The sequence below is a fragment of the Streptococcus mitis genome (assembly GCF_003942965.1).
In the GTDB taxonomy this organism is placed as follows: domain Bacteria; phylum Bacillota; class Bacilli; order Lactobacillales; family Streptococcaceae; genus Streptococcus; species Streptococcus mitis_BH.
Genome location: NZ_RJOG01000014.1, coordinates 22112 through 35002, shown reverse-complemented (window position 1 = coordinate 35002; position 12891 = coordinate 22112). Strand labels below are relative to the sequence as shown.

The 12891-nt window shown below is 41.7% G+C and carries 14 protein-coding genes; 10 read left to right on the top strand and 4 right to left on the bottom strand.

Annotated elements, in window-relative coordinates; translation table 11 throughout:
• The first annotated feature begins 284 nt into the window (after positions 1–284).
• Together D8837_RS05650 and dapA are read left to right on the top strand one after the other, a co-directional pair.
• Positions 285–1361 carry an aspartate-semialdehyde dehydrogenase gene (locus tag D8837_RS05650; protein ID WP_125456465.1) on the top strand — a complete coding sequence of 359 codons (1077 nt, stop codon included), beginning with the start codon at positions 285–287 and terminating at the stop codon, positions 1359–1361.
• Positions 1362–1417: 56 nt separating this feature from the next.
• Positions 1418–2353, top strand: coding sequence for a 4-hydroxy-tetrahydrodipicolinate synthase (dapA, locus tag D8837_RS05645; RefSeq protein ID WP_000121621.1), 936 nt, complete (start codon positions 1418–1420; stop codon positions 2351–2353).
• A gap of 40 nt (positions 2354–2393) precedes the next feature.
• Here dapA and mnmE read toward each other — a convergent pair whose 3' ends face one another.
• Positions 2394–3767: a tRNA uridine-5-carboxymethylaminomethyl(34) synthesis GTPase MnmE gene (mnmE, locus tag D8837_RS05640; RefSeq protein ID WP_125456464.1), complete on the bottom strand. Its 1374-nt coding sequence runs from the start codon at positions 3765–3767 to the stop codon at positions 2394–2396.
• A gap of 138 nt (positions 3768–3905) precedes the next feature.
• A complete protein-coding gene (locus D8837_RS05635; protein ID WP_001117401.1) occupies positions 3906–4088 on the bottom strand; it encodes a 4-oxalocrotonate tautomerase in 183 nt (60 codons plus the stop codon).
• A 122-nt stretch (positions 4089–4210) separates the two neighbouring features.
• Here D8837_RS05635 and D8837_RS05630 point away from each other — a divergent pair, with 122 nt between their 5' ends.
• From D8837_RS05630 to pmp23, 8 genes are all read left to right on the top strand, one after another.
• On the top strand, positions 4211–4801 hold the full coding sequence (locus D8837_RS05630) for a thymidine kinase (RefSeq protein ID WP_020902848.1): 591 nt from the start codon (positions 4211–4213) through the stop codon (positions 4799–4801).
• Positions 4798–5877: a peptide chain release factor 1 gene (gene prfA, locus D8837_RS05625; protein ID WP_125456463.1), complete on the top strand. Its 1080-nt coding sequence runs from the start codon at positions 4798–4800 to the stop codon at positions 5875–5877. Before D8837_RS05630 ends, prfA begins: the two co-directional genes overlap by 4 nt.
• The gene (prmC, locus tag D8837_RS05620; RefSeq protein WP_125456462.1) at positions 5877–6713 is read left to right on the top strand and encodes a peptide chain release factor N(5)-glutamine methyltransferase; all 837 of its coding nucleotides are present in this window, start codon (positions 5877–5879) and stop codon (positions 6711–6713) included. Before prfA ends, prmC begins: the two co-directional genes overlap by 1 nt.
• Complete coding sequence (locus tag D8837_RS05615; protein WP_125456461.1) at positions 6697–7299, top strand: L-threonylcarbamoyladenylate synthase; 603 nt, start codon at positions 6697–6699, stop codon at positions 7297–7299. Before prmC ends, D8837_RS05615 begins: the two co-directional genes overlap by 17 nt.
• A 1-nt stretch (position 7300) precedes the next feature.
• Entirely contained in the window at positions 7301–7732 is a 432-nt protein-coding gene (locus D8837_RS05610) for a GNAT family N-acetyltransferase (protein WP_125456460.1), read from the top strand.
• A 62-nt stretch (positions 7733–7794) separates the two neighbouring features.
• Positions 7795–9051 (top strand): serine hydroxymethyltransferase, encoded by a 1257-nt coding sequence (glyA, locus tag D8837_RS05605; RefSeq protein WP_125456459.1) that lies wholly within the window; start codon positions 7795–7797, stop codon positions 9049–9051.
• Between the two features lie 7 nt (positions 9052–9058).
• The gene (locus D8837_RS05600) at positions 9059–10033 is read left to right on the top strand and encodes a nucleoid-associated protein (protein ID WP_185755675.1); all 975 of its coding nucleotides are present in this window, start codon (positions 9059–9061) and stop codon (positions 10031–10033) included.
• Positions 10033–10656, top strand: coding sequence for a cell wall hydrolase Pmp23 (pmp23, locus tag D8837_RS05595; protein ID WP_125456457.1), 624 nt, complete (start codon positions 10033–10035; stop codon positions 10654–10656). The genes D8837_RS05600 and pmp23 overlap by 1 nt, the downstream gene beginning before the upstream one ends.
• A 36-nt stretch (positions 10657–10692) precedes the next feature.
• Here the strand turns inward: pmp23 and D8837_RS05590 are convergent, their stop codons facing one another.
• Both D8837_RS05590 and D8837_RS05585 read right to left on the bottom strand, forming a co-directional pair.
• On the bottom strand, positions 10693–11040 hold the full coding sequence (locus D8837_RS05590; RefSeq protein ID WP_023944304.1) for a thioredoxin: 348 nt from the start codon (positions 11038–11040) through the stop codon (positions 10693–10695).
• Between the two features lie 111 nt (positions 11041–11151).
• Positions 11152–12870, bottom strand: a complete 1719-nt coding sequence (locus D8837_RS05585; protein ID WP_125456456.1) for a phospho-sugar mutase — start codon at positions 12868–12870, stop codon at positions 11152–11154.
• Positions 12871–12891 lie beyond the last annotated feature (21 nt).

The window sequence follows — 12891 nt, the reverse complement described above, 5'->3', positions numbered from 1 at the left end:
ATTTATTATTGACAAAAAAATTCCTATCTAGTAGAATAGTAGATGCGATGAGTCGATAGGTAGTCTTCGGACTACTATTGAGCATAAGGAGGTCATAACGCAGGAGCGGACCTTGATGAGTTGTGTGAACCTGCTCATCACATGAAGATGCCTCTTAGTCCCTAGTCTAACGACTGGGGATTTTTATTTTCTAAAAAATGATGAAAAAGCTTTGCAATTCATGGAAAAAGTAGTATAATACTTCTATTATAGAAATTTTTAGAAAATTCCGAAAGAGGTTATTTATGGGATATACAGTTGCTGTAGTCGGCTCGACAGGTGCTGTCGGAGCTCAGATGATAAAAATGTTGGAAGAATCAACACTTCCAATCGATAAAATTCGTTTACTTGCTTCTGCACGTTCAGCAGGCAAGATTTTGAAATTTAAAGGTCAAGATATTACGATTGAAGAAACGACTGAAACAGCTTTTGAAGGAGTTGATATTGCTCTCTTTTCAGCAGGTGGTTCTACATCAGCTAAATATGCACCATACGCAGTTAAAGCTGGAGCGGTAGTAGTAGATAATACATCTTACTTCCGTCAAAACCCAGATGTTCCTTTGGTTGTTCCAGAGGTCAATGCTCATGCACTTGATGCCCACAACGGTATCATTGCCTGCCCTAACTGTTCAACAATTCAAATGATGGTGGCTCTTGAGCCAGTTCGCCAAAAATGGGGATTGGACCGTATCATTGTTTCAACTTACCAAGCAGTTTCAGGTGCTGGTATGGGAGCAATTCTTGAGACACAACGTGAACTTCGTGAAGTTTTGAATGATGGTGTAACTCCACGTGATTTGCATGCTGAAATCTTGCCTTCAGGCGGTGACAAGAAACATTATCCTATCGCCTTCAATGCTCTTCCACAAATCGATGTCTTCACTGACAATGATTACACTTACGAAGAGATGAAGATGACTAAGGAAACTAAGAAAATCATGGAAGATGATAGCATTGCAGTATCTGCAACATGTGTGCGTATTCCAGTCTTGTCAGCTCACTCTGAGTCTGTTTACATCGAAACAAAAGAAGTGGCTCCAATCGAAGAAGTAAAAGCAGCTATCGCAGCCTTCCCGGGTGCTGTTCTTGAAGATGATGTGGCTCATCAAATTTATCCTCAAGCCATTAATGCTGTGGGTTCACGTGATACCTTTGTTGGTCGTATCCGTAAAGACTTGGATGCTGAAAAAGGAATCCACATGTGGGTTGTTTCAGACAACCTTCTCAAAGGTGCTGCTTGGAATTCAGTTCAGATTGCTGAAACTCTTCATGAACGTGGCTTGGTTCGTCCAACTACTGAATTGAAATTTGAATTAAAATAGTCATATCGTTTAGGAGTTCAGTTGAACTCCTTCTTTGAAATAGAGAGGTGTTTCTCATGTCTTATCAGGATTTAAAAGAGTGTAAAATCATCACAGCCTTTATTACTCCCTTCCACGAGGATGGTTCCATCAACTTTGATGCCATTCCAGCCTTGATTGAGCATCTGTTGGCGCATCATACGGATGGAATTCTTCTCGCAGGTACCACTGCTGAGAGTCCGACATTGACTCACGATGAAGAGTTGGAGCTCTTTGCGGCTGTACAAAAAGTTGTCAATGGACGTGTTCCTTTGATTGCGGGTGTGGGTACCAATGATACGCGTGACTCTATTGAGTTTGTCAAAGAAGTCGCGGAATTTGGCGGTTTTGCTGCTGGGCTTGCTATTGTACCTTACTACAACAAACCTTCTCAAGAAGGAATGTATCAGCATTTTAAGGCCATTGCAGATGCTTCTGACTTACCTATTATTATCTATAACATTCCAGGTCGTGTGGTTGTCGAATTAACTCCAGAAACCATGCTTCGTTTAGCTGATCATCCAAATATTATTGGTGTTAAAGAATGTACTAGCTTGGCTAATATGGCTTACTTGATTGAGCACAAGCCAGAAGAATTCTTGATTTATACAGGTGAGGATGGAGATGCTTTCCATGCCATGAACCTTGGTGCGGACGGGGTTATTTCTGTTGCCTCTCATACAAATGGGGATGAAATGCACGAGATGTTTACTGCCATTGCAGAAAGCGATATGAAGAAAGCCGCAGCGATTCAACGTAAATTCATTCCTAAGGTTAATGCCCTCTTCTCTTATCCAAGTCCTGCTCCAGTTAAGGCAGTTCTTAACTATATGGGATTTGAAGCTGGCCCAACTCGTCTACCTCTTGTTCCAGCACCAGAAGAAGATGCCAAACGCATTATTAAGGTTGTTGTAGATGGTGACTACGAAGCAACTAAGGCAACCGTAACAGGTGTCTTAAGACCAGATTATTAACAAAGAAAAAATCCATGACCGAAGGGATCATGGATTTTTTTTATTTTCCTAAACAGAACTGGCTAAAGAGTTGTGTAATGAGTTCGTCAGGAGCAGCATCCCCAGTAATTTCACCGAGAATTTCCCAGGTACGAGTCAGATCAACTTGAAGTAAATCAACTGGCATCCCCAGTTCAAGTCCTTCATTAACGGCTTGTAGGCTTTCAACTGCTTTTTTAATCAGGGAAATGTGACGGGCGTTGGATAGGTAGGTAGCATCTTGCTCTACAAGACCTGCATTTTCAAAGAAGAGGTTGTTAATGCGCTCTTCAATCTTATCGATGTTTTGGTTTTTTAGGACGGAAATACGGATGATATCTTCAGGTAGTTCTGAAGTTTCAATCGCTTCAGGCAGGTCGGTTTTATTAAGTAGAATAATTCGGTTGGTATCCTGACTGATTTCTAAGAGTTGTCTGTCTTGAGCAGTCAGTGGTTCACTAGCATTTAGCACTAGTAAAACCAAGTCAGCTTCCTTAAGAGCTTTTTTCGAACGCTTAACTCCAATTTGTTCGACGATGTCATCCGTTTCACGGATACCAGCTGTGTCAATCAACTTAAGTGGTACACCATTGATGTTGACGTATTCTTCGATGACATCACGTGTGGTACCAGCGATATCAGTCACGATAGCTTTGTCCTCACGCAAGAGGTTGTTGAGAAGGCTAGATTTTCCAACGTTGGGACGACCGATGATGGCTGTGGAAATTCCTTCACGAAGGATTTTACCGCGACGGGCTGTTCTAAGGAGATTGGTTAGTAATTGTTCAAACTCCATTGTCTTTTCACGGACAACAGCAGTAGTGGCTTCCTCAACATCGTCGTACTCAGGATAATCAATATTGACCTCGACTTGGGCAAGTGTATTGAGGATTTCTTGACGGGTATTATTGATAAGATCAGAAAGGGAACCATCTAATTGTTTGACTGCAATATTCATGGCCTTGTCTGTCTTGGCGCGGATGATATCCATCACCGCCTCCGCCTGTGTCAAATCTACTCGACCGTTTAGAAAGGCACGTTTGGTAAATTCACCAGGTTCTGCCAACCGAGCTCCTTCACGGATAGCTAGTTGGAGAATTTCATTGGTCACCGCAATCCCACCGTGGGTGTTAATCTCGATAATATCCTCACGAGTGAAGGTTTTTGGAGACTTCATAGCCCCAACCATAACCTCGTCCATGACTTTACCTGTCTGAGGGTCAACGATGTGACCGTAGTTAAGGGTATGGCTAGCAACCTGACTCAAGTCTTTTCCTTTAAAAATCTTTTGCGCAATCGCAAAACTATCTGTTCCGCTCAGGCGGACAATACCAATAGCCCCTTCGCCTAGTGGAGTAGAGATGGCAGCGATGGTATCAAATTCACGTGTAATCATAATATTTCCTTTAATAAATAGCTCTTTTCTTGGAAATTTTTCCAAGTCTCTTTTCAAATTGTAACAAATTTGAACTATTTCTTCAATGGATGCTACTTGGAGATTGAAAAAAGCCTAAGCAATTCTGCTTAAGCTAGCTTATTTGGTGCGCATTTCCCCTTGTGGGAAGTAAGTTCCTTCCGGCATGTCGTTGATGATGACATGAACAGCTGATTGAGGGGCTCCAGTGTTACGGACAACAGCTTCCGTTACTTCCTTAGCAAGAGCCTTCTTTTGCTCGAGCGTGCGTCCTTCAAATAAATCAATGCGTACAAATGGCATAATAGCTTCCTCCACTAGTTTTGATTTCTTCTATTTTACCACATTTTGCCGTTTAAAGCTTAAGAAAATTATGATATACTAGAATGTAGCAAAAATTTAGAAATGGATGTGAAGCAAGAAACATGGCACAGTTGTATTATCGTTATGGGACCATGAACTCTGGAAAGACAATCGAGATTCTTAAGGTGGCCTATAACTACGAGGAGCAAGGAAAAGGTGTTGTGATTATGACCTCAGCTCTTGATACTCGTGACGGTGTTGGCTATGTGTCGAGTCGTATTGGCATGAAACGCCCTGCCATTGCGATTGAGGAAACAACTGATATCTTCGGCTATATCCGAGACCTATCAGAAAAACCTTACTGTGTGTTGGTTGATGAAGCCCAGTTTCTCAAACGTCATCATGTTTATGACCTAGCTCGTGTTGTGGACGAGTTAGATATACCCGTCATGGCTTTTGGTTTGAAAAATGATTTTCGAAATGAACTGTTCGAAGGTTCCAAGTATCTCTTGCTCTTAGCAGACAAGATTGACGAAATCAAGACCATCTGTCAGTATTGTAAGAAAAAGGCAACTATGGTTTTGCGTACACAGGATGGACTGCCAGTCTATGATGGTGAGCAGATCCAGATTGGTGGTAATGAAACCTATATCTCAGTTTGTCGTAAACATTATTTTGCCCCTGAAATCAATAAGGAGAATGAAGAAAAATGAACATCTATGATCAACTACAAGCTGTAGAAGACCGTTATGAAGAATTAGGAGAGTTGCTGAGTGACCCAGATGTCGTCTCAGACACCAAGCGTTTCATGGAGCTTTCAAAAGAAGAGGCTTCAACTCGTGACACAGTAACAGCCTACCGAGAATACAAACAAGTCCTTCAAAACATTGTTGACGCTGAAGAAATGATTAAGGAATCAGGTGGAGATGCTGACTTGGAAGAAATGGCCAAGCAAGAACTCAAAGATGCCAAGGATGAAAAAGAAGAATACGAAGAAAAACTGAAAATCTTGCTCCTTCCAAAGGATCCAAACGATGACAAGAATATCATCCTTGAAATTCGTGGAGCGGCTGGTGGTGACGAAGCGGCACTTTTCGCCGGAGACCTTCTAACTATGTACCAAAAGTATGCAGAAGCCCAAGGCTGGCGCTTTGAAGTCATGGAAGCTTCTATGAACGGTGTCGGTGGTTTTAAAGAAGTTGTTGCCATGGTTTCAGGTCAGTCCGTATACTCAAAACTCAAGTACGAATCTGGTGCTCATCGTGTGCAACGTGTCCCTGTGACAGAAAGCCAAGGCCGTGTACATACTTCGACAGCAACAGTTCTTGTCATGCCTGAAGTCGAAGAAGTAGAATACGATATTGATCCAAAAGACCTTCGTGTCGACATCTACCATGCATCAGGTGCTGGTGGACAGAACGTCAATAAGGTTGCGACTGCCGTTCGTATCGTTCACTTGCCAACCAATATCAAGGTTGAGATGCAGGAAGAACGTACCCAGCAGAAAAACCGTGAGAAAGCCATGAAAATTATCCGTGCGCGTGTTGCTGACCACTTCGCACAAATTGCACAAGATGAACAAGACGCTGAGCGTAAGTCAACGATTGGTACTGGTGACCGTTCAGAACGGATTCGTACTTATAACTTCCCACAAAACCGTGTCACAGACCACCGTATCGGTTTGACTCTCCAAAAACTAGATACGATTTTGTCTGGTAAATTGGACGAAGTTGTTGATGCCTTGGTGCTCTATGACCAAACACAAAAATTAGAAGAATTAAACAAATAATGAAATTAGCTCAATTATTTTCAGATTTTGAAGAAGAGTTGATAAGACAAGGAGAGGAAGCTGAAAGCCTCTCTTTTGTCTATCGTAGCCTGAAAAATCTATCTTTTACGGACTTTGTTTTTGCCCTCCAGCAGGAAGTGACGGAAGAGGAAGAAGTATTTGTAAAAGGAATTTTCCAACAGTTAGCAGCTCATAAACCGGCACAGTACATCATTGGACAGGCAGATTTTTATGGAATGCAGTTAAAAGTTGATGATCGAGTATTGATCCCTCGTCCAGAAACAGAGGAGTTGGTGGAGCTTATCCTGGCTGAAAATCCTGAGATGAATCTATCAGTTTTGGATTTAGGTACAGGTAGTGGAGCTATTGCTCTTGCCTTGGCAAAAAACAGACCAAATTGGTCAGTGACGGCAGCAGATTTTTCCCAAAATGCTTTAGATGTAGCTAACGAAAATGCTAAAAATCAAAATCTTCAAATATTTTTAAAAAAATCTGACTGTTTTACAGAAATTTCTGAAAAATATGATATAATTGTTTCCAATCCACCCTATATCTCTCGTGAAGATGAGTCAGAGGTCGGCTTGAATGTCTTGCATTCGGAGCCTCATCTAGCTCTCTTTGCAGACGAGGATGGCCTAGCTATTTACCGTAGAATTGCGGAAGATGCAAAAGACTATCTCAAAGATGGTGGTAAGATTTACCTTGAAATTGGATACAAGCAAGGTCAAAGTGTTCCTGATCTTTTTAGGAAACATCTTCCTGAAAAAAGAGTTCGAACACTCAAGGACCAGTTTAGTCAAGATAGGATGGTTGTAGTTGATGATGGACAGGATTAGACAAGAGTTGGAAAATGGTGGAGCTGTCGTTCTACCTACAGAGACAGTTTACGGTCTTTTTGCTAAGGCTTTAGATGAAAAAGCAGTTGACCATGTTTACCAACTCAAACGTCGTCCCAGAGACAAGGCACTCAATCTCAATATTGCCTCTTTAGAGGATATCTTGCACTTTTCAAAGAATCAGCCAATTTATCTTCAAAAACTTGTAGAGACCTTTTTACCAGGTCCCTTGACCATTATCCTTGAAGCCAATGACCAAGTTCCCTATTGGGTTAATTCTGGCCTTGCAACGGTGGGATTTCGGATGCCCAGTCATCCTATCACGCTGGATTTGATTCGAGAGACGGGGCCCTTGATTGGACCGTCTGCCAATATCTCAGGTCAGGCAAGTGGGGTGACCTTTGCTCAAATTCTAGAGGATTTTGACCAAGAGGTTTTGGGTTTGGAAGACGATTCCTTTCTAACTGGACAGGACTCAACTATTTTGGATTTGTCTGGAGACAAGGTGAAAATCTTACGCCAAGGGGCGATTAAGCGAGAAGATATTCTTGCTCGGTTGCCAGAGATTTCTTTTGAGGAGGAATGAGATGCTAAGAGATTTAAGAGAAACTGATTTGAAAGCGATTTGTGACATCAACCAAGAGGCTTTGGGCTATTCTTTTAGTCTAGAGGACACGGCTAGTCAACTAGCTAGACTGTCTCGGAATTCACATCATTTCCTACTTGGCTATGAGGATGCAGCTAGTCATGTCTTACTTGGATATGTCCACGCTGAAGTTTACGAATCCCTCTATTCCAAAGCAGGATTTAATATTTTAGCCTTAGCAGTTTTACCTCAAGCGCAAGGTCAAGGTATTGGTAAAAGCTTATTACAAGGGTTGGAAGAAGAAGCAAAAAGACGTGGTTATGGGTTTATCCGCTTAAACTCTGCCGACCATCGTCTGGGTGCTCATGCATTTTATGAAAAAGTTGGTTATACTTGTGATAAAGTGCAGAAACGGTTTATTCGCATCTTTTAGTTTGATTTTCTAATAAGAAAATTAAACTAATGGACTAGTCACACAATAAAAGGAGAAGACCTATGATTTTTGACAAAGATGATTTTAAAGCATATGATGCTGATCTCTGGAATGCTATTGCCAAAGAAGAGGAACGCCAACAAAACAATATCGAGTTGATTGCTTCGGAAAACGTAGTTTCCAAGGCTGTTATGGCAGCTCAAGGGTCTATCTTGACGAATAAATATGCCGAAGGCTACCCAGGACGCCGTTATTATGGTGGAACAGATGTAGTAGACGTGGTAGAATCTCTAGCCATTGAACGCGCAAAAGAAATTTTCGGTGCAAAATTTGCCAATGTCCAACCACACTCAGGAAGCCAAGCCAACTGTGCGGCTTACATGGCCTTGATTGAGCCAGGTGATACCGTCATGGGGATGGATTTGGCAGCAGGTGGACACTTGACCCACGGAGCTCCAGTTAGCTTCTCAGGTCAAACCTACAACTTTGTTTCTTATAGTGTAGATCCTGAAACGGAACTCTTGGATTTTGATGCTATCTTGAAACAAGCCCAAGAAGTAAAACCAAAATTGATCGTAGCAGGTGCTTCAGCCTATTCTCAAATTATCGACTTTTCAAAATTCCGTGAAATTGCAGATGCCGTTGGTGCTAAGCTCATGGTTGATATGGCCCATATAGCTGGTTTGGTTGCGGCTGGTCTTCACCCAAGTCCAGTGCCATACGCTCATATCACTACAACAACGACCCACAAAACCCTTCGTGGACCACGTGGTGGTTTGATTTTGACCAATGATGAAGACTTAGCTAAGAAAATCAATTCAGCTATTTTCCCTGGTATTCAGGGTGGTCCTTTGGAGCACGTTGTGGCGGCTAAAGCTGTTTCCTTCAAAGAAGTTTTGGATCCAGCCTTCAAGGAATATGCTGCTAATGTTATCAAGAACAGCAAGGCTATGGCAGATGTCTTCTTGCAAGACCCTGATTTCCGTATTATTTCTGGCGGGACTGAAAACCATCTCTTCCTAGTGGATGTGACTAAGGTTGTAGAAAACGGAAAAGTTGCTCAAAACTTGCTGGATGAAGTCAATATTACCCTAAATAAAAACTCAATTCCTTACGAAACCTTGTCACCATTCAAGACAAGTGGGATTCGTATCGGATCTGCAGCCATTACTGCGCGTGGATTTGGTGAAGAAGAAAGTCGCAAAGTGGCTGAACTCATCATTAAAACTCTCAAGAATGCAGAAAATGAAGCTGTCTTAGAAGAAGTGAGAAGTGAAGTCAAATCATTGACAGATGCCTTCCCATTATACGAGGACTAAAACTTTTATGGACATTTATATTAAGAAAGCCATTATTCACCAGTTCAGTCCGGATGATACCGAGCTGTTCCTAGCGGATAAGTTTCTCAATATTACTCCAAAAATCGAAGAATACCTGCGTAAAAAAATTGAACGTGTGTATTCAGATGAAGCCAAGACTGGGATTTTCGAAGAAGAAAATCCCTTCTTCAATCACATCACTGACGATTTGTTGGAGACATCAGTAAAGCTTGCTAATCTCTGGAAAGAAGAGTTCAGTATTTCTGAAAATCTCAAGACCAATGACTTGATTTTTGTGCAATTTTCTAAAGAAGGCGTGGAACATTTTGCTTTCTTACGAATTGCTCTGCGGGAGACCTTGACCCACCTCGGTGGAGAAGTTGATAATCCAATCAAGCTGACTCAGAATAACCTGCCTGGATTTGGAACGGGTGCTGACGAAGCCTTGGTGGTCAATCTTCAGAGTCGCAAGTACCATCTGATTGAAAAACGTATCAAGTACAATGGGGCTTTCTTGAACTATTTTTCAGAAAATCTTCTTGCTGTCGCTCCTAAGATTTCTCCTAAAAAATCTATCAAAGAACTAGAAAAAACGGCACAGCGAATTGCTGAGACTTTTAATACAGATGATTTTCAATTTCAATCTAAGGTCAAATCAGCGATTTTTAACAATCTGGAAGAAAGCAATGGATTGTCGCCTGAGAAATTGGCTAACGACCTTTTTGATAACAATCTGACTGCTCGTTTGAGCTTTATTGACCAAGTCAAAGAAGCCGTACCAGAACCAGTTCAATTTGATGAAATTGATGCCAGTCGCCAGCTTAAAAAATTTGAAAACCAAAAACTCTCCTTGTCAAATGGAATTGAGCTCATCGTTCCCAATAACGTCTATCAAGACGCCGAGTCTGTTGAGTTTATCCAAAATGATAATGGAACCTACTCTATCTTAATCAAAAATATCGAGGATATCCAAAGTAAATAATGTTTAAACGAATTCGAAGAGTGCTTGTACTAGCAGTCTTCCTTTTTGCTGGCTATAAAGCTTATCGCGTTAACCAAGATGTCAAGCAAGTCATGACCTATCAACCCATGGTACGAGAAATCTTGAGTGAAAAAGACACCCCAGCAAACGAAGAGCTTGTGCTCGCTATGATTTATACCGAAACAAAAGGAAAAGAAGGCGATGTTATGCAGTCTAGTGAGTCTGCAAGTGGTTCCACCAACACCATCAATGATAATGCCTCTAGCATTCGGCAAGGCGTTCAAACTCTGACAGATAATCTCTATCTGGCTCAGAAGAAGGGTGTTGATGCCTGGACGGCTGTTCAAGCCTATAATTTTGGACCTGCCTATATCGATTTTATCGCCCAAAATGGTAAGGAAAACACCTTGGCTCTGGCCAAACAGTACTCTCGTGAGACTGTTGCTCCCTTGCTTGGCAATACCACTGGAAAGACTTATAGTTATATTCACCCCATTTCCATTTTCCATGGAGCCGAACTCTATGTAAATGGAGGAAATTATTACTATTCTAGACAGGTGCAACTAAACCTATATATAATGAAATCAATGGTTAAAGTGATGGAAATCATACCTTCCCTATAGAAAATATGAAAAAAGCCACTCATACGAGTGACTTTTTTACAATCCTGCAAATTCTTTGATTTCTTGTGCTGACATTGAAGAGTCACAACGGACGTTGATTTGTCCATCTGCAATGTGAACAAATCCTGGTACAGTTGGGATTCCGTAGCGTGAGCGGAATGCTTGTAACTCATTGAGTTGGCTTGGTTCTTCACTGTTGATGAAGTAGATGTGAGCTTTGGTTTCAGCTACGACACCTGCTAAAGTACCTGCAAATTTACGGCAGTAAGGGCAAGTTTTGCGACCGATAAAGAAGGTTGCAGTTTCTTTCTTATCAAGAGCTTCTTGCGCACGCGCAACTGTAGTGACTTCAAGGTCTTTGATATTATCTAAAAATTGTTCCATGAGATTACCTCGCTTTCATTGATATGTCTAGTATGCCATAAAGTTTCTAAAATTGCTTAGATTTGATACGAAAAAAAGATGAGATTGGTTGGTCTCATCTTTTATAGGGCTTTATTTTACAAAAGCATTGATTTCTGCTTCGATGTTAGCAATTTTAGCTTGTGATTCTTCGTTGGTTTCACCTACAACTGCAATGTAGAACTTGATTTTTGGTTCTGTTCCTGAAGGGCGAACGGCAATCCATGAACCGTCAGCAAGTGTGTATTTCAACACATCACTTGGAGGAGTTGTCAAGTTTGTAACAGTGCCGTCAGCAGCAGTAGCTGTTTGAGCTTTGAAGTCTTCTACGACAGTGATAGCTGTTGCATTCCATTCTTTCGGACCATTGTCACGGAATTTAGCCATGATGGCTTTGATTTGTTCAGCACCATCAACACCAGAAAGAGTAACAGAGATAGTCTTTTCAGCGTAGTAGCCGTATTCTTTGTAGATTTCTTCGATACCGTCAGCAAGTGTCAAACCGCGTGAACGGTAGTAGGCAGCGAGTTCAGCAACTACAAGAACGGCTTGGATAGCATCTTTATCACGTACGAATGGTTTAATCAAGTAACCGAAGCTTTCTTCAAATCCCATCATGTATGTGTGATTGTGTTTTTCTTCGAATTCTTGGATTTTTTCAGCGATAAATTTGAAACCAGTCAAGACGTTGAACATAGTTGCGCCGTAGCTTTCAGCAATCTTCGTTACCAAGTCAGTTGATACGATAGATTTACATAGGGCTGCATTTTCAGGAAGAGTTCCAGCGTTTTTGTGGGCTTCCAAGATGTATTTAGCCATGATAGCACCGATTTGGTTACCTGAAAGGTTGAGGTAGCTACCATCTTTTTGAAGAACTTCAACACCCACACGGTCAGCATCAGGGTCAGTTGCCACAAGAACATCTGCACCAACTTGACGACCAAGTTCTTCAGCAAGGGCAAAGGCTGCTTGGCTTTCTGGGTTTGGAGATTTTACAGTTGAGAAGTCAGGATCGGCAGTTGCTTGCGCTTCAACGACTTGAACAGAGTCAAATCCTGCTTGGGCAAGAGCACGACGAGCCAACATTTCACCAGTACCATGAAGTGGTGTGTAGACAATCTTCATGTCTTTACCAAATTCTTCAATCAAGGCTGGGTTGATGTTTACGTCCTTAACCTCTTTAAGGTATTCAACATCGACAGCTTCGCCGATGACTTCAATTAAACCAGAAGCTTTTTCAGCTTCCACATCAGCAACTTCAACTGCAAATGGGTTTTCGATTGCACGGATATAAGTAGTCAAAGCGTCCGCGTCGTGTGGAGGCATTTGTCCACCGTCTTCACCGTAAACCTTGTATCCGTTAAATGGTGCAGGGTTGTGACTGGCTGTGACCATGATACCCGCGAAACAGTTGAGGTGACGAACTGCAAATGATAGTTCTGGAGTTGGACGAAGGCTTTCAAATACATAAGATTTGATACCGTGTTTAGCAAGAACTGCCGCAGATTCAAAGGCAAACTCTGGTGAGAAGTGACGGCTATCGTAGGCGATTGCTACACCACGTTCTTTTTCGTTTCCACCTTTAGACTCAATCAAACGAGCCAATCCTTCAGTAGCTTGACGAACAACATAGATGTTGATGCGGTTTGTACCAGCACCAATCAAGCCACGCATACCTGCAGTACCAAATTCAAGATTTGTATAGAAGGCATCTTCCTTCGTTTTTTCATCCATATTTTCCAAATCTTGACGAAGGTAATCAGGAAGCTCTGCAAAATCAACCCATTTCTGGTAATTTTCTTGGTAAGACATTGAAATTCTCCTTTTTGTAAA

Coding starts and splice junctions, on each gene's coding strand:
- D8837_RS05650 (WP_125456465.1), top strand. CDS start 285: ATGGGATATACAGTTGCTGTAGTCGGCTCGACAGGTGCTGTCGGAGCT.
- dapA (WP_000121621.1), top strand. CDS start 1,418: ATGTCTTATCAGGATTTAAAAGAGTGTAAAATCATCACAGCCTTTATT.
- mnmE (WP_125456464.1), bottom strand. CDS start 3,767: ATGATTACACGTGAATTTGATACCATCGCTGCCATCTCTACTCCACTA.
- D8837_RS05635 (WP_001117401.1), bottom strand. CDS start 4,088: ATGCCATTTGTACGCATTGATTTATTTGAAGGACGCACGCTCGAGCAA.
- D8837_RS05630 (WP_020902848.1), top strand. CDS start 4,211: ATGGCACAGTTGTATTATCGTTATGGGACCATGAACTCTGGAAAGACA.
- prfA (WP_125456463.1), top strand. CDS start 4,798: ATGAACATCTATGATCAACTACAAGCTGTAGAAGACCGTTATGAAGAA.
- prmC (WP_125456462.1), top strand. CDS start 5,877: ATGAAATTAGCTCAATTATTTTCAGATTTTGAAGAAGAGTTGATAAGA.
- D8837_RS05615 (WP_125456461.1), top strand. CDS start 6,697: ATGATGGACAGGATTAGACAAGAGTTGGAAAATGGTGGAGCTGTCGTT.
- D8837_RS05610 (WP_125456460.1), top strand. CDS start 7,301: ATGCTAAGAGATTTAAGAGAAACTGATTTGAAAGCGATTTGTGACATC.
- glyA (WP_125456459.1), top strand. CDS start 7,795: ATGATTTTTGACAAAGATGATTTTAAAGCATATGATGCTGATCTCTGG.
- D8837_RS05600 (WP_185755675.1), top strand. CDS start 9,059: ATGGACATTTATATTAAGAAAGCCATTATTCACCAGTTCAGTCCGGAT.
- pmp23 (WP_125456457.1), top strand. CDS start 10,033: ATGTTTAAACGAATTCGAAGAGTGCTTGTACTAGCAGTCTTCCTTTTT.
- D8837_RS05590 (WP_023944304.1), bottom strand. CDS start 11,040: ATGGAACAATTTTTAGATAATATCAAAGACCTTGAAGTCACTACAGTT.
- D8837_RS05585 (WP_125456456.1), bottom strand. CDS start 12,870: ATGTCTTACCAAGAAAATTACCAGAAATGGGTTGATTTTGCAGAGCTT.